Below are 25,601 nucleotides of genomic sequence, written 5' to 3' on the forward strand. Positions count from 1 at the left end.
AGGCCTATGCCGGGCGTCAGCGCGCCGCTCGGTCAGGCCACCGTTCCCTCACGTCCCAACCCAGCGGGAGCGCAGGAAATGCGCCGCCATCTTGGGCCGGCGGTCGCGGGTGAACACGCCCTTGAAATTCATTCCCCCTGCGCGTCCGACACCTTGGACGGTCCTGAAGTCGGCAAAGGCCCAGACCTGCATCCCGGCCATGAAGGGACGCTGCGCCGCGACATCCAGGTAGCGGCGCAGGAACTCGACCTGATATTCCTCTGTCCACATCTCGGGCGGTAGGCTGTGTGTGCCAGGCAGGGCATCGCTGCCGAACTCGGTAATGATAATTGGCTTCCCGAACACCTGATGCAGCTCGTCCAGCTCGCGGGCCAGCACCTTCGCCGCTTGATCAAGCCGCCCGCCGAGGGCATACCACCCATAGTAGCGGTTGATGCAAATCACATCGAATGGTTCGTGCCATTCCCGCGGCCCGCCCCCGACCCCGACGAGCGTGACCGGCCGCGTCCCATCGAGCCGGTATACCTCTTCATAGACTCGGCGAAAGAAATGCCTGCCGGCTTCAATGGCCTTCTGCTCCTGCGGCGGCGACAGAATCGCATCTTCATTAGGCGCGCGTGCCACCGGCTCGTTCGCCACGCACCACATGATCGTGCTCGGATGGTTTTTGTCGCGCGCGATCAGCTCATGGAGCTGAGATCGAATTTCCATAAGGCGCTGCTGGGTGAGGTCCTCCGAATCCGCGAAGTTCAAGCCGACGGCAGGAATCTCGTTGATCACGAGAACGCCACGCTGGTCGGCCAGCTGCATCACTTCTTCCGGATAGGGATAGTGGGAAGTGCGGAAGGAGTTGGCGCCGACCCAGCGCAGCAACTCGTAGTCGCGGATCCACATCGGCAGGTTCAGGCCACGGCCCGTGAGCGCGAAATCCTCGTGCTTGCCAAAGCCGGTGAGCTTGATCGGCTGGCCGTTGAGCAGGAGTTCGCCGCCTTGGACCGCGACGGTGCGAATGCCGATGTCGAGGGTGTAGGTGTCAGTGACCTGCGCCCCGTCCGTGAGCGTGACCGTCAAAGGATAAAGATACGGGTCCTGCGGGCTCCAGAACCGGGCCGTGGGCACGCGCAGGATTGTCTCGGCCGTCCCATCCCGGAATTCGAGGTTGGCCTCGATGTCGTCCAGACGCGCCTTTCCGGTGCCTGCATAGCCGCCGACGGTTGCGACCTTCAGATTGACAACGCCGTCACCGCCTTCGATCGTCGTGACGGCGGTGATATCGTCGATGTGCACGGCTGGGACTGCGCAAAGCCACACCTGGCGGTGCAGCCCCGCATAGGGAAAGAAATCGTAGGTCGTCCCAGGAAATCCGGCCGCAACCCCGAGCACGCCGCCGCCGCCCGGCGGCGGCCCGGGCGGAACGCGCTCCGGCCGCGGCTCATTCTCGACCGTGATGGCGATGACGTTTGCCCGGTCCCAGGCGAGCTGATCCGTGATCTCGACAGAGAACGGCAGGCTGCCGCCGAGGTGCTCCGTCACGACCAAGCCGTTGATCCAAACCCTGGCGGCATAGGTGGCCGACCCGACACGTAGGATCACGCGCCGACCACGCCAGCCCGTGGGCACCCACACCTCCGTTCGGTACCAGGCCAGCCCGAGATAAGTGTGGGCGTCGTCGAAGAGGTCGTTCCAGCTGCACGGCACCGGGATCATCCGCGGGGCGGGTATCTCTCGGAACCAGCCCTGCACCTCGCCTTCCCCCTGCGGGTCCATCTGGAACTGCCACAGACCGGAGAGGTCGATCAGGTCGCGGGTCTCGTTCCGCTGCGGATAGAGAAGGCCTTGCCCGGGAGAGGTCGAATTCTGGGGCTGGGGAGGATTGGACAGACCTTGGGCAGCCAGGGGCACGCCTGCCATCGACATGGTTCCGGCCAGGGCCGAGGCCCACAAAAGGTCTCGTCGGCTTATTGAGATGGGGCGGGAACCCATCGGCCCCGGGTCGCCATTGCTGATGATTGGCCCCCGCATGACAACTCCTCCCGCCCCGTTTGCACGTGTGTTACCGTCGCGTTCCAACAAGGCACCCGCGCGTCGAGATGGCCGCCGTGGGTACAACTTCTTACGGGGGCAAATGATCCGAGGCGGGAGAAATATTCGAGCGGTGCCGCCGCAATCCCGGCCTCGTTGGGACTGGTTCTTTGCTATGGGGTTGTGAGGCCGCATTCAACACGATTGGAAGCAAAGATTCTTGGCGGGAGGGAAGCGGTATCCGAAAACCGTCCCGCCTGTTCGGCCGGCACCCGTGTGATCCCGGCCCCAAAGGCGTATGATGCGACCCCGGAGTGCAGCCGTGCACAGTGACCTATCCAGCCGTTTCTGCGGGGCGGGATTGCGGCCGTAAATATCCAGGAGAAGCTCGCAGTCGAGAGGCAGAGAGCATGATCTACGGTGTCCGCCTGGTTACGATTTTCATGCTTGCCCTGCCGGCCCCGGGCCCGTCCGTATCTCGAGCCCTTGCTCAGGACCAACAGCCGCCGCCCGCAGTCGTAGTCGAGCGGATCAAGGTGCAGGACGTCAGGAACCCCGATCAGTTCACGGCCCGAATAGAGTCGATCGAGGCCGTAGACATCCGCGCTCGCATCCAAGGATTTCTTCGCGAGGTGGGTTTCAAGAACGGCCAGTCGGTCAAGAAGGGTGATCTGCTCTTCGAAATTGAGCGGGACCAGCTGGAAGCGACCGTGATGTCCGCAGAGGCCCAGGTGTCGCGGGCCGAGGCGGTTCGCAAATCCGCTGAGCGCACGCTGCAGCGGAATAAGGAGCTCTTCAGCCGAAACACGATTGCGCAGGCCAATCTTGACGATGCGCAGGCCGCATTCGACATTGCCGCCGCGGACGTGAAGGTCGCCCGGGCGGCCTTGCAGACAGCGGAACTCAATCTCTCCTACAGCCACATCGTCGCGCCAATCGACGGAGTGATCGGACGCCCTGCTCTTACGGTCGGAAATCTGGTCGGACCCGATGCGGGTTCGCTTGCCAGGATCGTGAGTCTCGATCCGATCCGCGTCGCTTTCTCGATGACTGAGGGCTTTCTGGTCACGCTGCGGCAGGAGAGCAAAGGCGTGGAACTCGACCCGGACGCGGTCGAAATTGCGCTCAGACTCGCCAATGGGACGAATTATGACCAGGCGGGGCGCATCGACTATGTCGAAAACGAGGTCGATCCCAAGACCGGCACCGCCACGGTGCGCGCAATCTTCCCCAATCCAAACCGTGTGTTGATCCCCGGCCAGTTCGTCACGCTTCTTGTCCGCGAGAAGCATGTTCCGTCATTGCCCGTCGTGCCCCAGACGGCGGTTCTCCAGGACAGGGAGGGGCGCTTTGTCTATCTGCTTGGCAAGGACAACAAGGTCTCGCAGCAACGGATCACCACGGGTGCGCGGGTGGGGAACGGCTGGGCCGTGACCCAGGGCCTCGCCGGCAACGAGCAGGTAGTGGTGCAGGGCATACAGCGGCTACGGGACGGCATGACCGTGCAGCCCAGCGAGGGCCAGCCTGTTGGAGGCGGCTGATGATTTCGGACTTGTTCATCACCCGCACGCGGTTCGCGATGGTGATTTCCATCGTGATCTCGATCGCCGGGGCGCTGTCGCTTCTCGTCCTGCCGGTCCAGCAATATCCGAATATCACCCCGCCGACCGTCAGCGTCTCGGCGACCTATCCGGGCGCGAGCGCCGAGGTGATCGCCGATGTCGTCGGCGGCCCGCTGGAAACGGCGATCAACGGTGTCGACGACATGATGTACATGTCGTCGACGAGCTCGAACGCCGGGCAATATTCGCTGTCCGTCACCTTCAAGGTCGGAACTAATCCCGACACCGCCCAGGTGAACGTGCAGAACCGCGCGCAACTCGCCATTTCCAAATTGCCGTCTGCGGTGGCGCAGCAGGGCGTTTCGGTTCGCGCCCGCTCGCCGGACTTCCTCATGGCGCTCGGCTTCTACTCTACCGATCCGAAACTGAGCGCGCTGGAGGTCACCAACTTCGTCAACACCGGCATCGTCGACGCCATATCGCGCGTTCCTGGCGTCGGCGAGGCGTCGGTCGTCGGCGGCGCAAAATACTCGATGCGAGTCTGGCTCAATCCCGTCCGGATGACCGCGCTCGGGATTACGCCCGGCGACGTTTCAGCCGCCATCCAGTCCCAGAACATCCAGGCATCGCTCGGACAGGTGGGCGCGCAACCAGCTGCCGAGGGCACGGAGCTCCAATATTCGGTGGTCGCGCACGGCCGGTTGGCTGATGAACAGCAGTTCGGCGCGATCATCGTGCGCACCGGCGCGGACGGCGCCATCGTGCGGCTGCGTGACGTCGCCCGGCTCGAACTCGGCGCGGAGAGCTACGCGGTCAGCGCGAGGCTAGGCGGCGCCGAGACGGCAATGATGCAGATCAACCAGGCGGCGGGCGCGAACGCGATCACCACGGCCAATGCGGTCCAGGCGGAACTTCAGCGCCTTTCGCCGACGTTTCCTCCCGGCCTGCAATATCAAATCGTCTACGATTCGACCAAGTTCGTGCGCGCCAGCATCGCTTCGATCGTGCAGATCCTGATCGAGGCATTTCTTATCGTGCTGCTCATCACCTACCTGTTTCTGCAGGACTGGCGCGCCACGGTGATCTCCGCGGTGGCGATACCGGTATCGCTGCTGGGCGCTGCGGCCATTCTGCTGGTGACGGGATACTCGGCCAATACGATCACCCTGCTGGCGCTCGTGCTGGCGATCGGCCTCGTCGTCGACGACGCCATCCTGGTGGTCGAGAATGTCCAGCACGTCATGGAGGAGCATCCAGAACTGGACACGGCGGCGGCCACTCGCAAGGCCATGGCGCAGATAACCGGGCCGATTATTGCCACGACGTTCGTTCTGCTGGCAGTGGTGACCCCGACCGCCTTCCTGCCCGGCATCAATGGCCAACTCTACCGGCAATTTGCCGTCACGATCTCGGCCTCGCTCGTGGTCTCCGCGCTCGTCGCCCTCACCCTCAGTCCCGCCCTCAGCGTCGTGCTGCTGAAGCCTGCCAGGCAGGGCTATCGCAGAGGTCCGCTCGGTTGGTTCGCACGCGCGCTCGATGCAACGCGCAATACGTACGGTCGAATCGTGGCGTTCCTGGTGCGGCTCTGGATCCTGCCGGTCGCCGCACTTGCCGCCTGTTTCACCGCCGCCCTGCTTTTGTTCACGAGCCTTCCGGCGACGTTCCTGCCCGAGGAAGACCAGGGCGCGCTGTTCCTGGACATTTCGCTGCCCGACGCCGCTTCGCTCAACCGCACGCGCGCGATCATGGATCAGGTCCAGAAGACGCTGCAGGAGACGGATGGCGTGGACAATGTCATTGCCGTTTCCGGTTTCAGCATTCTCCAGAGCACGCTGACGCCGAACGGCGGCATGGTCGTCGCCGCGCTCAAACCCTGGGAAGAGCGACTCGAGCCCCAACTGCAGATCGGCAGCATCCTGGGCAAGCTGCGCGCGCATTTTTCAACCATTCCGGGTGCCAACATTGCCGTCTTTGCCCCGCCAGCCATTCCGGGCGTCGGCGCCGTCGGGGGGCTCGACATACGGCTACAGGCCCTGCAGGGGCAGCCTCCCGAAGAGATCGCCCAGGTGGTGCGCTCCCTGCTGACCGAATTGAACCGGGCGCCGGAGATTGGTAGCGTCACGTCGACATTCAGCGCCGACGTTCCGCAGATCTTCGTCGACGTGGACAGGACCCGCGCCGAGGCGCTCGGCCTTAGCGTAGCGGACATCTTTTCCGAGATCGGCGCGAATTTCGGCTCCCGCTACGTCAACGATTTTACCCTTGGCGGCCGTGTCTTCCAAGTCAAGCTCCAGGCGGACGCCGATTACCGGGGACATGCCGACGATATCCTCAATCTTTATGTGCGCAACGATGCCGGCCAGATGGTCCCACTGCGGACGGTCGTGTCCACCACGACGGTGCTCGGCCCATATGTGATCTCCCGCTACAATCTCTCCGTCTCGGCTCCGCTCAATGGGCAAGCGGCGCTCGGCGGAAGCTCGGGCGCGGCGATGGATGCGGTCGAGCGCATAGCGGCCCAAAAGCTGCCAAAAGGCTACGGCATCGATTGGTCCGGGCTGTCTTACCAAGAACGGCAAAGCGGCGGCCAGGAGCCGATCGTATTCGGTATGGCGCTGCTCTTCGCGTTCCTGTTCCTCGTCGCGCAGTACGAGAGCTGGATGCTGCCCATCTCCATCATTCTCTCCCTGGGAGCGGCGCTGCTCGGGGCCACCGCGGCGCTGGCGCTGATGGGGCTGCAGAACAGCCTCTACGCGCAGATCGCCATCGTGCTGCTGATCGGGCTTGCCTCAAAAAATGCGATCCTGATCGTCGAATTCGCCAAGGAGCGACGGGAGGAGGGCCACACGATCGCCGAGGCGGCTCGGATGGGAGCAGAGCAGCGCTTCCGGGCGGTGCTGATGACCGCGCTCGCCTTCATCTTCGGCGTGCTGCCGCTCGCCCTCTCCAAAGGCGCCGGTGCGGGGGCTCGCGAAGTCGTCGGGGTGACGATCGTCGGCGGCATGCTGGCGGCCTCGACGATCGGCCTGTTCATCATCCCTTCGCTGTTTTCGATCATCCAGCATATTTCGGAGTGGGCATCGCCAGGGCGTGAGCCGCAAGCTGAGGAATTGAACGCGGATGGCAATTCGAGCAAACACGCTTAATTGTAAGATTGCATGCCTGTAGCCGTGTGGTCCGCGGCTAGCGGATCCAAGGGCTCACTGCGCGAGGCCGGGCTCGTCCTCGAGGAGCTTTGCTCTCAAGAATGGCGACCGCGTGATTGACTGGCTGACCGCTACAAAACCGTGCGGTCTCGCGTTTCGCGCAAAGCCTGCCACGTGGTAATTGCTGCTGGGCCTGCTGGAGATGAGCGGCCCGGTTAGACTGTAGCTGGTTCCAGCAGCCACGGGCGGATGATGTAGCCGATCGCCGCGACGCAGCCGACGCCCACCGGGCAGCGTCAGGAAGCGTCCGCACAGGCGCTTTGTCCGCGCTGCGCTCCTCCCTTAGCGTCGCCGCGCCCATGTCGAGCGCGGTTCGTACGGCTTCGATCAGAAAGGCCGCGCCGAGCGAAACCCGATCTGCAGCAGTAGCAGGAAGTCGCGTCAGCACCGAAAGCCGCGCCAGCACCAAAGGATGCTTGTCGGCTTGGTTGACCTGCCTTGACAGTGACGGAAATGTATATACAATGTAGATATCTTTTTTGTGTGAGCGCGCCATGTCAGAAAAAACCAACAAGGTGAAGGCCAACAAGAAAGATGGTCAATTGCTGATCCGTATCAGCATCTCAGAGCGCGAGCAGTTCCTGCAATTATGCGAACAGCTGGATACCAGCGCCGCTCGCGAGATCAGGCAGTTCATTCGTGGGTTCATCAAGCAGAACACACCGATCGAAGGCCTTACAAGCAAGGAGACAATTCATGTCGAAGAACGCAAAACCCGCCGCAGAAAAAAAGGTGATTTCTCTCAAGCAGGAGATCAAGAAGCGTGAAGCCAAGGTCGAGAAGCACGAGAAGAAGATCAAGGCACTGAAGAAGGCGGCGAAGAAGGCTGCATAAGGTATGAGCAAGAGGCCGCCATTTGGCGGCCTCAGCTTTCCGGCGAATCCTCGCTATCATCGATAAATATGGATGCGACTTGCCAGGCCGTCCCGACTACGTAGTCGGAAAACCGCTATACTGGCGGGGCAACTTCCCTTCCATCTCCGTCCGCCCGCAGTCATAAAATGCATGCCCGTTTGAAATCTAAATATAAATCCCCATATCGATCATAGAGAAAGATCAATATGGAGAATTTACCCCTTGACCAAAGTACAAGTAGAAAGACCAGAAAGCCGGCATGAGCGCGTGGACCGAATTGCGCGTGAACTTCTACACGCAGAGCGTTCCGCGCGCGATAAAAAGACTGCCAGATTGAGGGAAATGCGCCTGAAAATGGAACGCATGGCGTCGTCCTAGGCAATTCACACCTTGGACGCCGCCAAGGCTGGCCCTACGCATGTAATGCGAGACTTCTCCTCCTGAAACCACGAACCCGTTGTCCATAGCAGTGTGGATCATGCCCTTAGCCATCACAGACGACCTGTTTCGCGCGGCAGATCAGATCGAGCAGTTGAGCAGCCTAGAGCTGGCGATATTGCTGCGCAGCCGCGCTTATCCAGGGCTATAATATTCATCTCGGTTCTGCCGAGGCGGTCGCCGGTCCGTGCGGCGTTACCTTCGACCTCAACGCCATGGCCAGCGCCATACCATCCGCCAGCCCTGCCGAGGCGTTGTACATCCAGCGGCCGATATTGGCGACGCCGGTCGCCAGCCAGCGCAGCCGGACTACTTTATTGTGAAAGGGCGCCAGAGCCGACGTGGTCGCGTGAGGCTGGGCGGCTACGGCCATCATTTCCCGCGGCGATCAATGTTTTCTTCTTCCTCAACGGTGCGGACCGCTTCCGGAACGGCTTCCAGGCGCGCGCGGGGAATGGGGTCGCCGCTGATGTCCGAGCGGCCATAGGTGCCTTCCCTGATCTTCTCGAGCGCTCGCTCGATCGCATGGAGGCGGCGGCTGTCGACGTCATGAAGCGCTCTGTGGATCTCGTTTTCGGCCATACCCTGGGCCGCTTCCTCGAACTCCCGGCTTTCGTCTCCTTTGTCTTCCTTGGCCGCGCGCTCCCTCGCCAGCCCCGCTTCCTCGGGGCCGAGAAGCTGCAGGCGCAGTTGTTCAAGGCGTCTGCGCTGCTGTTCGATGAAGGATTTTTCCATGGATTCCCTTCTTCAATAGCCAACGGTAAAACGGCGACGACTGTGTTTCGGATGCTCGAGTTCATCGACCAATGCGATGGCAAAATCTTCCATGGAAATATGGCTTTTGCCGTTCGCATCGACAAGCAGCCTGTCGTCGCCGATCCTGAATTTACCCGTGCGTTCGCCTGACGCGAATTCCGCCGAAGGCGACAGGAAGGTCCAGTCGAGCGTCTTCTCGCGCCTGAGCGTTTCCAGAAATCGGCTTCCCGCTTCGGCCTCGAGCTTATATGCCGGCGGGAAGTCCGGCATTTCCTGAAGTGCTTTGCCCGGTGCCGCTTCGAGACTTCCGGAACCGCCGACGACAAGCAGCCGACCTACCCCCGCCGATTTTACGGCTGCAATCAGCGCCTCCGGATCCGAAGTGACAAAGCGCGTCGCCGATATCACGGCATCGTGTCCCGTCAGCAGCGGAGCGAGCTCGGCAGCGACCCTGGCATCCGCCCGTTCAAGGGTCAGCCCCTCTTGTGGTTTGGCTTTCTCGGGATGACGGGTTATGCCCGTCACTGAATGTCGTCGCTTGAGAAGCTCCAACGCGAGCCTTGAACCTACATGTCCGGTAGCGCCGATCAATGCGACTTTCATATCCGCCTCAGTCATGCCGTTTTCGCGGGAACATTGCCAAACAAAGCGTTCAAACCTTCCGCCATCGTTGGATGGGTGAGAATGGCATCGCGCAAGCCAAAATAACGCAGGCGGCCCAGCATCGCGGTCTCGACGACGGCCATGACTTCGCCGGCTTCTGCCCCGATCATGGCGAAGCCGGCGATCTGGTCGTCGGCGTCGACGAGCGCCTTCATGAACCCCGCCGTCCGGGATGTCGTCCTGGTCCGCAGGATCGCCGTCATCGGCAACTTCGCCACGCGCACGGCTATGCCGGCGTTCCGTGCCTCCGTCTCGCTCATCCCGACCCTCGCAAGCGGCGGATCGATGAACATGCAGTAAGGCACCATTCGCCCTTTGGTCGTTCTGGCACGGCCGGCCAGATTTTCCCGGATGACGCGGAAGTCGTCCAATGAGATATGAGTGAATTGCGGGCTTCCCGCGCATTCGCCGATGGCCCAGGTATCCGGCGCCGTTGTTTCAAGACGTTCGTTGACCTGGATATATCCCCGGTCGGTCAGCGCGACGCCGCCATGCTCGAGACCGGTATCGGCGGTGTTGGGGACGCGACCGGCGGCAACCAGGATGTCGGTGCCCTCGATCGTCTTCTCGCCGCCCGGCGAGCGCAGGTGCATCCGCACACGGTCGCCGGATCGTCCTTCCACCTGCTCTGTTTCGGCAGACAGAAGCACCTCGATCCCTTCCGCTTCCAGAATGCGTAGGAGCTCCTTGGAAATGTCCTGATCCTCGCGGCCGGCTAGTCGCTGGCCATGTTCGATGATCGTGGCGCGGCTGCCGAAGCGTCTATAGGCCTGCGCGAATTCGAGGCCGACATAGCCGCCGCCAAGAACGATCAGATGTTGTGGAATCCGGTCCAGTTCAAGCGCCTCGATATTTGTAAGAGGATGCGCTTCGGCAAGACCTGGAATGGAGGGGATGCTGGCGTGGGTTCCGAGATTGAGGAATAGCTTTTCGCTGGCCAGCCGCCGCGTGCCGCCGCCGTTCAGCGTCACCTCGACGGTTCTTGGCGCGATCATGCGCGCAGCCCCCATGATGAGCTCGGTGCCCGTTGTCTTGTAGCGTCCAAGATGGAAGGTGACGAGGTCGTCGACCATATCGCGCTTGCGCTTCAGCACCTTCTTCATGTCGACCGACATGGTGCCGGTCGTAACGCCGAACTCTCCGGCATGGGCAACGGTTCTGGCGACGCAGGCGCTCCAGATTTCGTTCTTGCTTGGCAGACAGTTGATGTTGGGACAAGAACCGCCGATCCATCGCCGCTCGACCACGGCAACCTTTTGGCCGGTCTGCGACAGGTGCCAGGCGAGGTATTTCCCGCCTTCGCCGCTGCCGACCACTACCGCGTCGTACTGCTCTGTTTCGGGCATTGGCTCCTCCGGTTTGGCGCGCACTTCATCGACCGTTGCGCCAATCATCGCCAGCTCAATGAATTGACTCCAGGTTGTTCTCGATTGCGGCGGAAAGCTCGCGGGCGCTGAAACCACCGTCGTGGCGAACTCCGTTAATGAAGAAAGTCGGCGTTCCGTTTACCCCACTGCGGACCCCGCCGATAAAGTCAGACTGGATCCTGTCGGCATGCGCCGACCGGGCAAGTGAATCGCGCAGTCCGATCTGGGAAAGGTTCAATCTCGCTGCGATGGCGAACAGAAGCGGCATGCCCAGTTGCTGCTGGTTGGCGTACAGGGCGTCATGCATTTCCCAGAAGACACCATGATCGCCGGCATATTCGGCAGCCTCTGCGGCAGCGGCTGCAAATGGATGGACTTCCGTCATCGGAAAATTGCGGAAAACCACACGCAGTGATCGGCCGAAGTTCTGCTCCATCAGGTTCACGATTGGATTTGCCATAGCGCAATAGGGACACTGATAGTCGCCATATTCGACCAAAGTCACCTCAGCTTGGGCGCTGCCGCGGATGTGATCGCTCGCAGAAACTGGAATCCTAAGACGCGACATTGCTGGCCTCCAGGTCCGGCATCTGGTCGAGCGCATCGAGAATACCGTCCGCTCCCGGATTGATTCCCACCGGCGACAGATAGCTCCATGCGATCATGCCGTTTTCGTCGACAATGAACAGCGCGCGTGCGCTCTCGCCGACATCGTTTTGATAGGCGCCGTAGGCACGCGAAACCTCGCCTTTCGGCTCGAAGTCCGACAGCAGCGGGAAATGGAGATTACGATCGTGCGCGAATGCCTGGTGACACCAGGCCCCATCGACTGAAATTCCGATCATTTCGGCGCCTTTCCTGCGAAATTCGGAAAGCACATGATTGTAGAGCGACATCTGATCGCCGCAGACGGGACTCCAATCGGCCGGATAGAAAGCAAGGATGACGCGGCGGCCAGAAAATTCCGACAGGGAAAGCGTCTGATCCGGGGTTGCCTTGAGCGAGAAGTCCGGCGCTCTTGTGCCATGCGAAAGAATGGTTGGCATACGTACCCTCCAGGATGGCTAGGAAGCTGAAGGTTTTCTGGCGTCATGTAGAACGTGCACCGCAGCGTCGACGTCAGAATCCCGATTTGAGCTCGTTTTCGGATGCTGCCTCGTATCGCCGTCCGTTCTCATGCCGCAGTTCCTTCCGAAATGGGCGCCTCGGCCGGGTTGCCGGGACGTAGAGCTGGAAGGCTATTGCGCTTCACGGGCGAATGCGTTGACGCTCGTCAGTTTTAGCTGCCTCCATGTCGAGCCAGGAGCCAGAATGCTTTCAACAAACCCTGAACCGCCCTATTGGTCGGTGGAAGGAAGAAGGACCGTCGGCCGTGGAAACGGTTTGTCCGTGAGCCCGGCCGCGACCGCGTCATCTACTTTTTCCAGCCATATGAATTCGAGCTTGTCTCGTACTTCTTCGGGAATATCGGCGAAGTCGCGACGGTTGCGGGCAGGCAACATCACCCGCGTGATCCCGGCCGCGGCCGCAGCGACGACCTTTTCCTTTGTGCCGCCGACAGGCAGCACCAGACCGCGCAGGCTGATCTCGCCGGTCATGGCCGTATCGCTGCGCACGGGGCGGCCAGTCAGCAGAGAAACGAGCGCGGTGAACATGGCGACGCCAGCACTGGGGCCATCCTTCGGCGTCGCGCCGGCGGGAACGTGCACATGAATGTCAATCTTCTCGAACAGCGCTTCGTCGATGCCGAGCGATGCGGCGCGATTCTTGACGAGGCTGAACGCGGCCTGGGCGCTCTCGCGCATGACCTCGCCCAGCTGCCCGGTGAGGATGAGATTGCCCCTTCCCGGAATGCGGGTCGCTTCGATGAACAATATGTCGCCACCGACGGGCGTCCAGGCGAGGCCCGTCGCCACGCCCGGAACGCTGGTGCGCATGGCGACTTCATTTTCGAAGCGCGATGGTCCGAGGATCGCCTCGAGGTCACCCGACGCGATCCTCACCGTGGTCGCGCTGCCTTCCGCGACCTGCATCGCGGCGTGGCGCAGCGCGCGGCCGATCTCCCGCTCCAGGCTGCGCACGCCGGCCTCGCGGGTATAGTCGCCGATGATGCGCTGGAGCGCGTCGTCATCGATCTCGACCTGCTCCGGCTTCAACCCGTTCGCCTCCAATTGCCGAGGCACCAGGTAGCGCCGTGCGATCTGTAGCTTCTCGGCCTTCGTGTAGCCGGCGAGGCTGATGATCTCCATGCGGTCGAGAAGGGGCCCAGGCGCCGTATCCAGCATGTTGGCTGTGGCGATGAAGACCACATGGGACAGATCGAACGGCACCGCGAGATAGTTGTCGCGGAACGTGCCATTCTGCTCGGGGTCCAGCACTTCGAGCATGGCCGCCGACGGATCGCCCTGGATGCCGCGACCCATCTTGTCGATCTCGTCCAGCATCATCACGCAATCGCGCGCCTTCGCCTTGCGGATCGCCTGGATGATGTTGCCGGGCAGGGCACCGATATAAGTGCGGCGATGCCCCCTGATCTCAGCCTCGTCATGCACGCCGCCCACGCTGATGCGCACGAAGGGGCGGTCCATCGCCCGCGCGATGGACTTGCCGAGCGAAGTCTTGCCGACGCCGGGCGGGCCGACAAAGCACAGGATCGGCGCCTTGCCGTTCGGCGCCAGCTTGCGAACGGCAAGATATTCGACGATGCGGCGCTTGACCTTGTCGAGCCCGAAATGATCCTCATCAAGGATGCGTCGGGCCTGCGCAATATCGATAGGCTTTTCCTGAGGAAGAGCCCAGGGCAGTTCAACAAGCCAGTCGAGATAGGTGCGCACCATGCCGGCCTCAGCGGCCGCCTCCGGCATGCGCTCGTAGCGGCGCAACTCCTTGCGCGCGATCTCCTCGACCTCCTGCGGCATCTGCGCCCTGGTGATCGCCTCGCCAAGTTCGGCGATCTCCGGCCCGCGGCCGTCATCTTCGCCGAGCTGCTTCTGGATCGCGGTCATCTGCTCGCGAAGGATGGCCTCGCGCTGCCGCTCATCGAGCGACGCTTTCGTCTGGCGGCCGATTTCCTGCGTGAGCCGCAGCACTTCCAATCGCTGCGCCAGATAGCGGGACACCTTGTCGATGCGCGCGGCCACATCGATGGTTTCCAGGAGCTCCTGCTTTTCTTCGGGCTTGATGTCGAGATAGGCGGCGACCAGATCGGCAAGTGCTGCTGGCGCGGTGGCTGCATTCAGTGAGGCGATCATCTCCTGCGGTACCTGCGGCAGAAGTTGCAGCCCTTCCATGGCTTGCTGGCGCAGATGTATCATACGGGCTTCGAGCTGCGGCGTCATTTCTTCGGACTGCCAGATGCGATGCACCCGGGCGGCGAAGTATGGCCGCTCGCGAATGAAATCGATCACGCTGAACCGCTGCTCCCCCTGCAGGACAAGGTGATGGCTGCCGTCGGGGGTGTTGACGTAGCGCAGGATGTTGGCAATCGTCCCGGTGCGATGCAGGTCAAACGCGGATGGTTCGGCGGCGTCCGCATCACGTTGCATCAGGACGCCGACCTGCCGTTCTTCGCGCATGGCCTGTTGGGCGGCCAGAATGGAAGCCTGCCTGCCGACGGTGACCGGAAAGACCGTGCCCGGAAATATGACGGTGTTGCGCACCGCGAGAATAATCAGCGCGTCGTCCGGCACCCCGGCCGCGGCCGGAGGCGTATCCGCGCCCGTTTCCGCTTCCGACGAGCGGAGGATGTCGTTGCGTTGGACCATGATCTTCCTCCCGCTCGTCAGGCAGCCTTGCGCAGGCTGAACACCACGCAACCATGGGCCGCGCTTCGCTGCACGGAGGCATAGCGGCCGGGAGGCAGGGGGATGCTGCGTTCGAACCGGCCCTGCGGCAGTTCCAGCCGGTGAATGATGGCGGTGCGAAGTTGTGGCGGCAGCGGGCGGCGGCCCGAGACGAGCAGAAAGCCGCCATCAATGGCGGCATCCACCTGATCCGGGTCTATGCCGGGCAGCGCCACCAAAATCACGACTTCATCGGCCAGTTCGAGCACATCGACAGGAGGCTCCCACGCGGCTTGGCGCGTTGCCGCGCCAGGCTGGAAGAAGTTGCGATGCAAACGCTCGGCCCGCGTCAGCATGGCGATGGCTTCCGACCACATCCAGTTGTTGGGATCGTGACGCCTCATCTCGAAAACTCCGTCTCGATTTGCCGTTCTATAGGTCAGAACTCGGTGCGTTCCTCACGATGTTCGTGGAAATAGACGACCATCAGCATCGACATGCTGATCCCGGCGATTGTGCCTGAGATTAGACCGAAAAGGGCGCCAGAGCTAACGCCGAACAGCAGGCCGATATCATGCCCCGCCAATCCGCCGACAATCGACGAAAAGACCACGCCCAGCCAGACGGCGGGCGGAATGGATTTGCCGCGCGGCTTCATGAAGACGGCAGGAAAACCTTTTCCAAGGAAATGTCGGACCAGCCAGATGACCGCCAATGCAAACAGCGCCGCGACGATGGAGAGACCCCGTCTGTCGCTCATACTGCCATCGAGGGACGTCCCGAGGGCCGTGCCGGCGAATGCGCCCAGGATCAGGGCGATGAACATGAATACGGAGACGAAGCCGCGGGTATTCGGTTTCTCGCCATGTCGCAAATCTGTCATTTCTGCTCTCTCTCACCTTTTCGCCAAGCGACCCTCCTTGATCGGGCATGGATCAGGACGGATAGGCAGGAGAACGCCGCGAGAGTGACCCAGTGCGCACGGGCGAATTCCTTCATTGCCCATTCCCCATTGAAACGTCCCAAGCCTGAATTCTTTTCGCCTCCAAAGGGTGCATTGGGCTCATCGTCGACGGTGATGTTGTTAATATGAGTCATTCCCGCGACAATGCCATGTGCAAAGCGGGCGCCACGTTCAAAATCACTCGCAACGTTGGCCAGTTCGAGCGCGTGATTGTCGTCCCGTGCCTTCAGGATCGGCAGCACCGGTCCGAAACTCTCATAGACGGAATAACGCACGCTAATCGCAATCAGTGCCATCCGCACTCCCCACGTCATTAAATGCGGGGAGATCGTGTGCTCGCTCTGCGCGCTAGGAGATTCTGTCCTGCCATCGGCCAATCGCCTGCGCTTTGCGCTGCAGCGTGACCGGCGCCCATGACACCTCCCATCAGCGCGACTGCGGCTAGCATCGCGGGATTCCGCTCGCGCGGCGACGAAGGCCGACGAGCGCTTTCCTTGTTGAGCTCGTTGCTCATTTTACCACCTCTATGAGACGTAATTGCGTACCGGCGGCGAACGGGTCCGATGCCACTCATGACCTACATCGTGAATTCAACGCCTGGGTGAGGGCGCCTACAACCCGACCGGCGGTACCTTCAGCACGGTCCGCTATGCGGACCAGTATACGGGGGGCGTGACCTTTGACCTCGACCGGTTGCTGGGCATCCCGAGCGCGAAATTCCAGACCACGTCCACCGAGCGCACCGGCCGCAACCTCAGCGCCGATGCCGATCTCGGCACGCTGCAGCAGGTGCAAGAGGTGTACGGCCGGGGACAAACGGTACGGCTCACGGATTTCTGGTATCAGCAGACTTTCCTCGTCGGGGTCGTCGACTGGAAGGTCGGCCGTATGCCCTTCGGAGAAGACTTCGCCGCCTTCTCCTGCGACTTCCAGAACCTGACCTTCTGTGGCGCGGATCCGGGTAATTTAGTCGGCAACCACATCTTCAACTGGCCGATCAGCCAGTGGGCGACCCGCGTCAAGCTTGCCCTAAAGGATTTCGGCTATTTCCAAGTCGGCGTTTACGACATCAACCCGAGATACCTGGGCCTCTCGCAGGCGGTGCTCCAAGTGTTCTTCCCCGATTCCACCGGCGCCATGGTGCCGGTCGAGCTTGCCTGGCAACCCAAGTTCGGCGATGGCAAGCTCCCCGGCAGTTACAAAATCGGCGGCTGGTATGATACCTCGACGGCCAACGACGTGGTCGACGACATTAACGGCAATTCCTTCGTGCTCACCGGCCTGCCGCCGCTACGGCGCCATGGACGATATGGCGGCTATATCAATTTCCAGCAGCAGGTGACCAGCAGCCTGACTGTCTTCCTGAACGCGGACCTCGACTACTGACTGGCAGATGGCCACCGGCTTAATCTATACCGGTCCGTTCAGCGCAGGCCCCGATGACGATATCGGCTTTGCCGTGGGAACCACCCATGTGAACAGCCGCGTGGCAGATGTGGAGGCTTTGCAAAATTCGCTGGGCCGAGGACCGTTCAGGATTCGGAATACGCGTTCGAGCTGTTCTATACCTTCCGTCCGCAGCCCGGGTTGCTCTTCCGTCCTAACCTTCAGTATGTGCACCGTCCAGGTGGAACCAGCTTCAACAACGATGTGTTCGTGGTGGGTCTGAAGACAGTGGCCAACTTCTAAGGCGGGTGGCAAGATTATGAAGCGACAGGCTGTTGGTGACATCTATCAGTATGTTTCCTCGTCGCGGTCGCGTCTCTAGGAGGGGCCGGTCGCCTTCATTTCACCCTAAGCGCCGTCCCGCCCACACCTTCTCGGGCGTGCTGTAAGGGGGCAATTTAGCGATCCGTTTTGGACGATGCGTTGGGAACAGTCTCCGCCAGCGCGCTGATCGGTGGTCTGGCAGGCCTGGGTGTCGGATAGCTCGCGGCAGCCGTCATCGCGGCAGGCCGCGCGGTATTTGGCGTATCGGCGGCGCTCACTAATCGGGCTGCTGACAAGAAGATCGTGGAGGACCTCTCTCGTCACCTGCGCGAACACTCGTCGGCCCTCGTCGCCGACATTGATGTCGACGACATGGTGCATCTGGAAGGCCGAATGAACGCACTTGGAGGACCCCCCATCAGCAGTAATCGCCAGGTTGAAGTTTCGCGAGTTCCGCAAGATTATGCAGGTTTGATGATTTTGGCAGATCTCGGAACTTGGCCGGCGCTTCCTTCACGCCGATGAGCATTGGCAGCGGGGCTGCGGGTGACCCTGTAGCCTCATCTTGCGCGTAAATTCCGTTTCATGAATCGACTGGCACTTAGCAAACGCCGGAAAATTGATGGGCGTCAATGCCGTCACTCAGAAGGCACGACATTAATCCGCACTTGCCTGAGCAATGGAGTTTTCGATGCCAACCACCTCCGAGCTGATCATCGACCGGCTGTTCGATTGGGGTGTCGACACCTACTTTGGGCTGCCGGGCGACGGGATCAACAGCTTCTTCGAAGCGTTGCGCAAACGCCAGGAGAAGGTGCGGTTCGTGCATGTGCGTCATGAGGAGGAAGGTGCCTTGGCGGCGGTGGCCTATGCAAAGTTCACTGGCCGCCCGGCTGTCGTGGTGACAACATCGGGACCGGGGGCGGTGCACATCCTTAACGGACTTTACGACGCGGCCGTCGAGGGCGTGCCGCTTCTCGCGATCACCGGACTGCAGTTCCACGATATGCTCGGCACCCACTACCTCCAAGACATCAATCACCACTACGCCTTTGACAACGCGTGCGTGTTCAACCAGCAGGTCAACAGCCCGGTGCATGCGATCAACATGGTCGACCTCGCTTACCGGACAGCCACCGCCCGGCGCGGACCAGCTCATCTCGCGATCCCGATTGACGTCCAAGGCTGGGAGGAAGATCAGGTGCCGCGGTCGAGCAAGAACCTGCCCAATCGGGCGACGACCGCGCTTCCACAAGCATACGCGGCCGGGGCAGCGGTCGATCTCGACAAGGCGGCAGATCTCCTGACGGGCTGCGAGAAGGTCGTAATCATCGCCGGTGCGGGTGCCCGCGGCTCACATGCCGAACTCGAAGCGATGGCAGAGACACTGGCCGCGCCGATCGTCAAACCCGCCCTGGGCAAGGACTGTATCGGCGATGACAGTCCCTACGTCCTCGGCGGCACCGCATTCGCCGGCACCTCGCCAGGTCAATGGGCGCTCAGCGAATGCGACGGCCTCCTGATCGTCGGCAGCTCCAGCGGCTTTTTCGACTTTTGGGCGCAGCCCGGTCAGGCTCGCGCCGTGCAGATCGATGTCGACACCACCCGGATCGGGCTGCGCTATCCGGTCGAGGTTGCCGTGGTTGGTGACGCCCGAATGTCGCTAGCCGGATTGCGCGAGCGGCTGTCCCGTCGTGAGGAGCGTGGCTTTCTCGAGGAGGGACAGCGACGGCTGCAAGATTGGTGGGACCTGGTCAACAAGCAGAGCAGCAGCACCGAGAAGCCGATGAAGCCGCAAGTCGTCACCGCCCGGTTGGCCGAGCACCTGAACGACGACGCGATTGTGTGCGGCGACGCCGGCACTGTCACCGTTTGGCAAGGCCGGATGCGGATGCGGACCGGACAGCTTTTCAGCTTTTCCGGCACCAACTGCTCGATGGCGGCGGCAATCCCTTACGCGATCGGCGCCAAGACCGCGTACCCCGACCGGCAGGTCGTCGCCATCCAGGGCGACGGCGGCGCCGCGATGCTCATGGGCGCCCTCGCCACGCTGGCTCAGGGTCAGCTCAATGTCACCGTCGTCGTGCTCAACAACGCGTCGCTCGGGCTGATCGTGTGGGAACAGATGGCCTATCTCGGCAATCCCGAGCACCAGTGCGAACTGTCCCGGATCGACTTCGCCAAGGTCGCCGAAGGGTGCGGAATACGCGGCTTTCACCTCGACGATCCTGCGCAAGCCGGCGAAGTCATCGCCGCCGCAGTCGCCCACCGTGGGCCGTCATTGGTCGATTGCTGGGTCGATGTCGACGAATCTCCGTTCGCCGAAACGCTTAAAGCTACTCAGGCCGAGCACATCGTCGAAGCGCTCTCAGCCGGAGAACGCCGCGCCTCGCGCAAGGCAACCCTGCTCTCCGATGAGTCCGTCGTTGCCCAGTCACCCGGCCTGCAGCAGGTCAGCGATCAACTCCGCGAACTGGCTGGCGAGGATACCATAGGGCAGTGACAGGCTTGTAAATGCACATCGATCATGCCGCCTCAGGCGGCCTGTGGGTGTCGTTCGAGCAGAACATGAACTTGAAGCCTTCGAGGCGCGGCGCGACGTCATATTCCCGGCATTTTATGGGTATGCATGAGCGCTGACCGTGAGGATGGGGGGATGCTTCAGGTTGTAGGCGATGATGGACCTGGACGGTGGTGAGACCTCTCCTGTTGATGGTTACTGCAACCTCTGTCGGGCGCCCGTCCGGTGCGCCGTCTTGTCGGCGTCCTTCGCGCGGGCCGGTTGAAGGCGCAGGTGACCGCACCCGAATCCGGGCCGGTGCGGCGCGCGCCCACGAAGCAACATGATCGCCTCTTCGGTACGCACGTCGACGCCAATGAACGGCTCGTCGAGCAGGATGATCCGCCCGTTCCGCGCAAGGGTACGTGCAAGGAAGACGCGCTTCTTCCGGCCTCCCGAAAGCTCGCCCGGCGCTTGCGGAAGTCCGTCATGCCGACCCGCTCCACCGGCGCACGGTCGACCGCGCAGAGCATGCGCAGAAAATTCGTGTGGCCGTCGCAGCCCATCACGACGTTCTCGACGACGACCGGGAAGTTCCAGTCGACGTCCTCGCTTTGCGGAACATAGGCGACCACGTTTCGCCTAAGTGCCTCCTTGGCAGGCACTCTCGGGATGCCGATGCGTCCGGCCGCGAACGGAACAAAGGCCATGATCGCCTTGAACAGGGTCGACTTGCTAGGAATTGCAAAGCTCGCTTTCCTGAGCGTAGTATGGCGGTTGCGATAGGTGACCGTGACCTGTTCGACGGCGAGGTCGTCGCCCTCCCCTGTCGCCAGCGATCGGGAGTGCGGGAGGGGCGCCGTCTCTGGGCCATGCCTGTGATGGTTTGCGTCGTCACGCACAGCAGGGGTAGAGCGCTGAGGGTGCGCTACCAGCGCCCGCTCCGAACTGGGGCAGCGCCCCTAGGAGCACCCCCACGTGCCCAACGCATTCGGCACGCGCGCCAGCCTTTCACCGCCGGAGCCCGATATGGATTCCCGGACCGTTTTGAATACGCAAGAGCAACATACGCATGAGGTTAATCGTAGCCGCCGCCGTTCGCGGTATATTCGGAGGTCGGAGGCCGCACGGGCAAACCCGCTGCCTCCCAGTCCCCGCCGTTAGGCCGCCACTCGGCCAGTCACCCCCAGCGCCAGCACGATCGGGCCATGCCCAAGGGTGCTCGCCCCGGTGCATGTAATACCCGTCAACGCCCGCGGCCGGCGTGTCATGCTGCGCAGTCATGTCGATACCATCCAGCAGATCGAGCCGCTTCTGACGATCGGCGACATCGTACATCCGATCCTGCGCCAGGATTCGGAACGCACTGCGTGCATGTCGTCTCCGGGAAATCGACGCTCATCAAGTGCGTCAATGCATTGGAGCCCATCCAGGAGGGAACAATCATTCTCGATGGGGTTCATGTCTCCGACAAAAAAACCAATCTCACGAAGTTGCGCTCCCGGGTCGGCATGGTCTTCCAGCATTTCGAGCTCTTTCCGCATCTTCGCATTTCCGAGAATCTTTGCCTCGGTCAGACAAAGGTCCTCGGGCCGGCGTCGTGACGAAGCGATGGCGAAAGCTATGAAGCTCCTCGACCGTGTCGGGCTGAAGGCGCACGCGGAGAAATTTCCCGGCCAGCTCTCCGGAGGGCAGCAGCAGCGAGTGGCTATCGCGCGCGCCTTGGTCATGGACCCGATCTGCATGTTGTTCGATGAGCCGACTTCGGCGCTCGATCCCGAGATGATCAACGAGGCGCTGGATGTCATGGTCGAACTCGCACAGGAGGGGATGACCATGATGGTCGTGACGCACGAAATGGGCTTTGCAAGGAAAGTCGCTGATCGTGTGATCTTCATGGACCGGGGCGAAATCGTGGAAGACGCGACGAAAGAAGAGTTTTTCGGCACGCCTCGCAGCGAAAGAGCGCAAATGTTCCTTTCAAAGATACTGTCACACTAAAGCGCGTCGCGATCTTTCAGATTCGCTCCATACGCTTTAATGAGACCTGTGCGCGGGCAGTGCTGGACGGCTAGTGCCACAGCTTCATCTCTTGGCCGTCGCTGGAAAAGGCAAAGCGGTAGATCGTCTGGAGACAGACCGCTCGCGGACCTGGGCATTGCGTGCGCAGGCTTTGGCATTTTGGCGGAAACCGGTTCCCGGCTTTCCGCCACATGCATTAACGCTGCCATACCGCCATGCCGTTGCGATTCAGATAATCCACGGTAAAAACCCGTCGCCGCGCCATCCCTCAGCGCGAAGCGGACAGAGGAACGGGATCCTTCCGCAGCATTCTCACTCCTTGGCATCATGGCAAAAGCATCCCCCTCCCAATGGGACAGGTCAAAACGGCTCTTCCCGGGACCAAGCGTGAGGACCAGCCGGTCGTTCTCGACGCTGATTTCGGCCGGACCGAAATAAGCGCTGTCGTAGCGCCCGGCATAGGAAGAGAGCGGCTGCGCTGCTTGCGGATGCGCTGGGGGCTGCATATTGGCCAGATCTCCTTCCGGGTCGAAGAGCCCGATCACCAACCCATTTTCAACTGTATGATTTTGTTCCCGATCAATGGCGACGCCCAATCGCAGACAATCGTCGATTTGGCCTGACGACGTCCTTGCTCCTTTGGGACTTGTCGTCCATGTAACCGACCGGTGAAGTTTTCACGGCTTTGGCTGGCTTGGCAGCGTCAGGATCGCGACCCACGCCGGACCACTGTCCGTATCGACAATGGCATTCTTCATGCCGCCTGCGACCGCCACGTACTGGGTGCCTCCCAACATATAGGTGATGATGCCGCCGCCAATGGGATCGCCCAGGTTCTTTTCCACCAGCACATGGCCGTTGGCCGCATCCAGCGCCAGGAAGTTTCCTTTCGTGTCGCCAGTGAACAGTACGCCGCTCTGCGTCGGCGTAACCGATGCCACCATCGGGGTATCGGTGTTGTATTGCCACAAAACCTGCCCACTGTCGGCGTCGACGGCTGTGATGTGGCCGAAGCGCTGGTCTTTTGGATCCTGTTCGCCAAACCCGTTGGCGGACCCGATGAATGGCTTGGGTGGCTCATGCTTGAGCGTCTCCGGGCCGCCAAGTTTGATCGTGGTTGCCCAGTCGATAGCGGGGACGAACAGCGCATTGAGCTGCGGCGAATAGGACGGGCCGAACCAGTTGGTGCCGCCTTGGGTGCCCGGCAAGAAGCGAGTTCCTTCTGGCGTTAATGGCGCATCGACATTCTCGATCCGTGTAACCGGCGTCTGATAGAATACTTCGCTCAAATCTCGGCTGAGACCATAGACATACCCGTTCTTGCACGCCGCAGCGACCATCTTTCGTCCAGCTTTGGATGTGAACAGGATCGGGCTCGCGGCACAGTCCCAATCATGTACGTCATGCTTGACGAACTGATGGTAGCCCCTCAACTCCCCCGTTTTCGCGTTCAGGACGATCACACCGCCCGTATAGAGATTGTCGCCACCACGATAGTCTCCCGCGAAATCCGGGCCAGGGTTGCCGACCGGCACATAAAGCAGCCCCGCGTCGGGGTCCAACGCGAACGACGAATACATACCTCCGCCAGCCTTGACTTTGCTCGGATCGTCCGGCCAGGTTTTGGCGGCTTCGCCGGTGGACGGAACGTTGTCGAAATTCCAAAGTCGCTGGCCAGTTTTCGCGTCAAACGCCCTGACATGGCCAATCGCTCCGGTGTCGCTCCCGGAATTCCCCACAAGAACCAGGTCTTGCCAAAGCACAGGCACCGCCGTGTAATATTCACCGGCGCTCGGGTCCGCACCTTGCACGTCCCAGATAAGGTCGCCTGTCTCTGCGTTCAGCGCGAGCAGATGTCCGTCGGGCGTACCGCGATACACTCGACCGTCGGCATAGCCTACGCCGCGCACCGATGTCTGCAGTCCCATCGATTTGGGCTCGTAGTGGTGAACCCAACGCTGTTCACCGGTGCGCGCGTCGATCGCGTAGGTGTTCTTCATGGTCGTGACGTAAATTGTTTCGCCGACGACAACCGGACCTGACTGGAAACTCATCGTCTCGGGAATCTTGTACCGGGCCACCTCCTTGAGTGACGCGACGTTCTGCGTATTTATCTGCGCAAGCGTCGAGAAGCGGGTGGCATCGTATCCGCCATTGAACCCGAGCCATTCGGTATCAGCCGTCGGGCTCGTTGTTTGCGCCTCAGCGTTCGAGGCGCTCCATGCGAGGGTTGTGATTGCGATGGCGGCGAGAGATTGATGAACGCGGTTCATACCACGGTCCTCCTGTAGCAAGGCTGAGAGCAAGACCATCGAGATGGTTCGTCAGGCGCGACGAATTTGCCATCGCCCTGATCTTTTCTCACACGCCAAAGGCTCATGGATGAAATTAGCCCGGCAGAATTCCCCGACAAGTCCAGCAGGCTTTTTCCCTTGGTCGACGTGAGGCGTATGCGCTGTGCCGAGGGCACCTTCGCGTGTTGACGTGAAGAACGATGTTCGAAGCCTTTGAGGGCTTCGACACATGACGATTTCAGAGCTTACGCTTAAGTCCAGGGGGGAGGAGCCGGTTCGTCGGCTTGAAATCTTCACTGGCTCCGGCCGGCGGCGGGAATGGCTGCCGGAGGAGAGGGCGCGGATCGTAGCGGAAAGCTACGAGGTCGGCACGACCGTGAGCGCGGTGGCCCGGCGATATGCCTTGTCCCCGCAGCAGTTTTTTGCGTGGCGTCGGGCCGCCCGCCAGCCGTTGGTGGGATCGTCGGCACCCGAGCCGCTCTTGGTCCGGCGGTGGTGACGGCGGCGTCTCCGGAGCCCGCGGCGATCTGTCCCCCTATTGCCGCTTATGGCCCGAAGTAGCGATAGCCCTTGCGTCGAACAGTGGCTCCGAATTTACCTGTCACGCCTCACGGCCCCACGCGACGGCAATGAATGCGTGACAATCGGCGTTAGTCACACGCTTGTGATGACGCAAATGTGCGCATCAGGATTCGACAAAAACGTCTCCGTGAACCGGCCTGGCACGCGGAGTCCTCGAATATGTCTCAAGCTTAGGCTCCATCGCGTTTCCGATCGTGCGAGAGACGTTCGACGGCTTCAAGAAACGCCTTTCGGTTGTTGGGACCAATCCGTACTCGAGCGTCACCATGACCGGACCCGCATCGTCCTCGATTGCTTTGGTATTGATCGGCACAGACCAATGCATTGAGGGCGTGAGGCCGATACCTGCGCCGGTCGGAAGCTTCCAGCGCCAGGTCAGTGGAATTGCCACCAGAGCGCCAGCCGCAGCGACCTGGTGCGTAACGGCCAGTCCCGCTAGTTCGGCCATCACGCCCCGAGGCCACGCTGCCGATGGTCATGCTTCCAAAAACCGCACACATACATGGCAAGTCCGCAGCCGCGGACCCAGTCTTCGCCTGGCCAAAACGTTCAGATTTGCCAGTACGGCGATCCACGACATTCCTGCAACGAGACTCGCCGCCAGCGCTGTCAGCGGTTCGCGGGCAAGCCCAAACAGCACTAGCGAAATGGCCGTGCCCACTTCATCGAGAGCAACGATGCAACTGGGGTTCAACTTAGCTTTCAGCCGAGGCAGGAGGAATGCAAAGCCACCGCCCCGAGCCCTATTGCGCCCATCAGCTGTGCCGATTTGCAGGCGAGACACGAAAAAGCTCGGCAACATGTGAGTTCTCGTCGAAGCGCGACTTTGAGCTGGGGTAGGGTAGCCGGTTCATCGCCGGGCGGCCAGCAGCTTCTGC

At 61.5% G+C, this 25,601-nt stretch carries 17 protein-coding genes and 5 pseudogenes; 8 read left to right on the forward strand and 14 right to left on the reverse strand.

Going from position 1 to position 25,601, the window contains the following annotated elements:
• Positions 1–48: 48 nt before the first annotated feature.
• Positions 49–1,911, reverse strand: coding sequence for a beta-glucuronidase (gene uidA, locus AC3A4H_RS22520; RefSeq protein WP_487768705.1), 1,863 nt, complete (start codon positions 1,909–1,911; stop codon positions 49–51).
• A gap of 521 nt (positions 1,912–2,432) precedes the next feature.
• Between uidA and AC3A4H_RS22525 the strand changes: the two genes are divergently transcribed.
• The 3 genes from AC3A4H_RS22525 (at position 2,433) to AC3A4H_RS22535 (ending at position 7,557) form a co-directional block, all read left to right on the forward strand.
• Positions 2,433–3,563: an efflux RND transporter periplasmic adaptor subunit gene (locus tag AC3A4H_RS22525; RefSeq protein ID WP_487768706.1), complete on the forward strand. Its 1,131-nt coding sequence runs from the start codon at positions 2,433–2,435 to the stop codon at positions 3,561–3,563.
• Positions 3,564–3,601: 38 nt separating this feature from the next.
• Positions 3,602–6,730 (forward strand): efflux RND transporter permease subunit, encoded by a 3,129-nt coding sequence (locus AC3A4H_RS22530; protein ID WP_487768721.1) that lies wholly within the window; start codon positions 3,602–3,604, stop codon positions 6,728–6,730.
• Positions 6,731–7,284: 554 nt separating this feature from the next.
• Positions 7,285–7,557 carry a hypothetical protein gene (locus AC3A4H_RS22535; protein ID WP_487768707.1) on the forward strand — a complete coding sequence of 91 codons (273 nt, stop codon included), beginning with the start codon at positions 7,285–7,287 and terminating at the stop codon, positions 7,555–7,557.
• An 898-nt stretch (positions 7,558–8,455) separates the two neighbouring features.
• Here AC3A4H_RS22535 and AC3A4H_RS22540 read toward each other — a convergent pair.
• The 9 genes from AC3A4H_RS22540 to AC3A4H_RS22580 all read right to left on the reverse strand — a co-directional run bounded on the left by AC3A4H_RS22540 (position 8,456) and on the right by AC3A4H_RS22580 (position 15,911).
• Entirely contained in the window at positions 8,456–8,818 is a 363-nt protein-coding gene (locus AC3A4H_RS22540; RefSeq protein ID WP_487768708.1) for a TraR/DksA family transcriptional regulator, read from the reverse strand.
• Positions 8,819–8,830: 12 nt separating this feature from the next.
• Positions 8,831–9,442, reverse strand: coding sequence for an NAD(P)-dependent oxidoreductase (locus AC3A4H_RS22545; RefSeq protein WP_487768722.1), 612 nt, complete (start codon positions 9,440–9,442; stop codon positions 8,831–8,833).
• An 11-nt stretch (positions 9,443–9,453) separates the two neighbouring features.
• Positions 9,454–10,848: an FAD-dependent oxidoreductase gene (locus AC3A4H_RS22550; RefSeq protein ID WP_487768709.1), complete on the reverse strand. Its 1,395-nt coding sequence runs from the start codon at positions 10,846–10,848 to the stop codon at positions 9,454–9,456.
• Between the two features lie 55 nt (positions 10,849–10,903).
• Positions 10,904–11,437, reverse strand: coding sequence for a DsbA family protein (locus AC3A4H_RS22555; RefSeq protein ID WP_487768710.1), 534 nt, complete (start codon positions 11,435–11,437; stop codon positions 10,904–10,906).
• Positions 11,424–11,915, reverse strand: coding sequence for a redoxin domain-containing protein (locus AC3A4H_RS22560; protein ID WP_487768711.1), 492 nt, complete (start codon positions 11,913–11,915; stop codon positions 11,424–11,426). Before AC3A4H_RS22560 ends, AC3A4H_RS22555 begins: the two co-directional genes overlap by 14 nt.
• A gap of 291 nt (positions 11,916–12,206) precedes the next feature.
• Positions 12,207–14,633, reverse strand: a complete 2,427-nt coding sequence (gene lon, locus AC3A4H_RS22565; RefSeq protein ID WP_487768712.1) for an endopeptidase La — start codon at positions 14,631–14,633, stop codon at positions 12,207–12,209.
• A gap of 17 nt (positions 14,634–14,650) precedes the next feature.
• Positions 14,651–15,055, reverse strand: coding sequence for an Hsp20/alpha crystallin family protein (locus AC3A4H_RS22570; protein ID WP_487768713.1), 405 nt, complete (start codon positions 15,053–15,055; stop codon positions 14,651–14,653).
• A 35-nt stretch (positions 15,056–15,090) separates the two neighbouring features.
• The gene (locus AC3A4H_RS22575; protein WP_487768714.1) at positions 15,091–15,477 is read right to left on the reverse strand and encodes a hypothetical protein; all 387 of its coding nucleotides are present in this window, start codon (positions 15,475–15,477) and stop codon (positions 15,091–15,093) included.
• A gap of 53 nt (positions 15,478–15,530) precedes the next feature.
• A complete protein-coding gene (locus AC3A4H_RS22580) occupies positions 15,531–15,911 on the reverse strand; it encodes an aldehyde dehydrogenase family protein (protein WP_487768715.1) in 381 nt (126 codons plus the stop codon).
• Positions 15,912–16,287: 376 nt separating this feature from the next.
• Here AC3A4H_RS22580 and AC3A4H_RS22585 point away from each other — a divergent pair.
• The 3 genes and pseudogenes from AC3A4H_RS22585 to AC3A4H_RS22595 form a co-directional block, all read left to right on the forward strand.
• Positions 16,288–17,077 (forward strand): annotated as a pseudogene (locus AC3A4H_RS22585) (carbohydrate porin); the annotation flags it as partial.
• Between the two features lie 74 nt (positions 17,078–17,151).
• Positions 17,152–17,304 (forward strand): annotated as a pseudogene (locus AC3A4H_RS22590) (carbohydrate porin); the annotation flags it as partial.
• 712 nt (positions 17,305–18,016) lie between these two features.
• Positions 18,017–19,828, forward strand: coding sequence for a thiamine pyrophosphate-binding protein (locus AC3A4H_RS22595; protein ID WP_487768716.1), 1,812 nt, complete (start codon positions 18,017–18,019; stop codon positions 19,826–19,828).
• Between the two features lie 333 nt (positions 19,829–20,161).
• Here AC3A4H_RS22595 and AC3A4H_RS22600 read toward each other — a convergent pair.
• A pseudogene (locus tag AC3A4H_RS22600) lies at positions 20,162–20,661 on the reverse strand (ATP-binding cassette domain-containing protein); the annotation flags it as partial.
• A 546-nt stretch (positions 20,662–21,207) separates the two neighbouring features.
• Between AC3A4H_RS22600 and AC3A4H_RS22605 the strand changes: the two are divergent.
• Positions 21,208–21,826 (forward strand): annotated as a pseudogene (locus AC3A4H_RS22605) (amino acid ABC transporter ATP-binding protein); the annotation flags it as partial.
• Here the strand turns inward: AC3A4H_RS22605 and AC3A4H_RS22610 are convergent.
• The gene (locus AC3A4H_RS22610; RefSeq protein ID WP_487768717.1) at positions 21,823–22,443 is read right to left on the reverse strand and encodes a DUF3471 domain-containing protein; all 621 of its coding nucleotides are present in this window, start codon (positions 22,441–22,443) and stop codon (positions 21,823–21,825) included. The pseudogene AC3A4H_RS22605 and the gene AC3A4H_RS22610 overlap by 4 nt on opposite strands.
• An 81-nt stretch (positions 22,444–22,524) precedes the next feature.
• Positions 22,525–24,120 (reverse strand): outer membrane protein assembly factor BamB family protein, encoded by a 1,596-nt coding sequence (locus AC3A4H_RS22615; RefSeq protein WP_487768718.1) that lies wholly within the window; start codon positions 24,118–24,120, stop codon positions 22,525–22,527.
• Between the two features lie 250 nt (positions 24,121–24,370).
• Here AC3A4H_RS22615 and AC3A4H_RS22620 point away from each other — a divergent pair, with 250 nt between their 5' ends.
• Positions 24,371–24,640 (forward strand): transposase, encoded by a 270-nt coding sequence (locus AC3A4H_RS22620; protein ID WP_487768719.1) that lies wholly within the window; start codon positions 24,371–24,373, stop codon positions 24,638–24,640.
• Between the two features lie 186 nt (positions 24,641–24,826).
• Here the strand turns inward: AC3A4H_RS22620 and AC3A4H_RS22625 are convergent.
• A pseudogene (locus AC3A4H_RS22625) lies at positions 24,827–25,177 on the reverse strand (MFS transporter); the annotation flags it as partial.
• Between the last annotated feature and the right edge of the window lie 424 nt (positions 25,178–25,601).

Source organism: Pseudaminobacter sp. Soil_N_29, from assembly GCF_057656055.1.

Coding starts and splice junctions, on each gene's coding strand:
- uidA (WP_487768705.1), bottom strand. CDS start 1,911: ATGGCAGGCGTGCCCCTGGCTGCCCAAGGTCTGTCCAATCCTCCCCAG.
- AC3A4H_RS22525 (WP_487768706.1), top strand. CDS start 2,433: ATGATCTACGGTGTCCGCCTGGTTACGATTTTCATGCTTGCCCTGCCG.
- AC3A4H_RS22530 (WP_487768721.1), top strand. CDS start 3,602: ATGGTGATTTCCATCGTGATCTCGATCGCCGGGGCGCTGTCGCTTCTC.
- AC3A4H_RS22535 (WP_487768707.1), top strand. CDS start 7,285: ATGTCAGAAAAAACCAACAAGGTGAAGGCCAACAAGAAAGATGGTCAA.
- AC3A4H_RS22540 (WP_487768708.1), bottom strand. CDS start 8,818: ATGGAAAAATCCTTCATCGAACAGCAGCGCAGACGCCTTGAACAACTG.
- AC3A4H_RS22545 (WP_487768722.1), bottom strand. CDS start 9,442: ATGAAAGTCGCATTGATCGGCGCTACCGGACATGTAGGTTCAAGGCTC.
- AC3A4H_RS22550 (WP_487768709.1), bottom strand. CDS start 10,848: ATGCCCGAAACAGAGCAGTACGACGCGGTAGTGGTCGGCAGCGGCGAA.
- AC3A4H_RS22555 (WP_487768710.1), bottom strand. CDS start 11,437: ATGTCGCGTCTTAGGATTCCAGTTTCTGCGAGCGATCACATCCGCGGC.
- AC3A4H_RS22560 (WP_487768711.1), bottom strand. CDS start 11,915: ATGCCAACCATTCTTTCGCATGGCACAAGAGCGCCGGACTTCTCGCTC.
- lon (WP_487768712.1), bottom strand. CDS start 14,633: ATGGTCCAACGCAACGACATCCTCCGCTCGTCGGAAGCGGAAACGGGC.
- AC3A4H_RS22570 (WP_487768713.1), bottom strand. CDS start 15,055: ATGAGGCGTCACGATCCCAACAACTGGATGTGGTCGGAAGCCATCGCC.
- AC3A4H_RS22575 (WP_487768714.1), bottom strand. CDS start 15,477: ATGTTCATCGCCCTGATCCTGGGCGCATTCGCCGGCACGGCCCTCGGG.
- AC3A4H_RS22580 (WP_487768715.1), bottom strand. CDS start 15,911: ATGGCACTGATTGCGATTAGCGTGCGTTATTCCGTCTATGAGAGTTTC.
- AC3A4H_RS22595 (WP_487768716.1), top strand. CDS start 18,017: ATGCCAACCACCTCCGAGCTGATCATCGACCGGCTGTTCGATTGGGGT.
- AC3A4H_RS22615 (WP_487768718.1), bottom strand. CDS start 24,120: ATGAACCGCGTTCATCAATCTCTCGCCGCCATCGCAATCACAACCCTC.
- AC3A4H_RS22620 (WP_487768719.1), top strand. CDS start 24,371: ATGACGATTTCAGAGCTTACGCTTAAGTCCAGGGGGGAGGAGCCGGTT.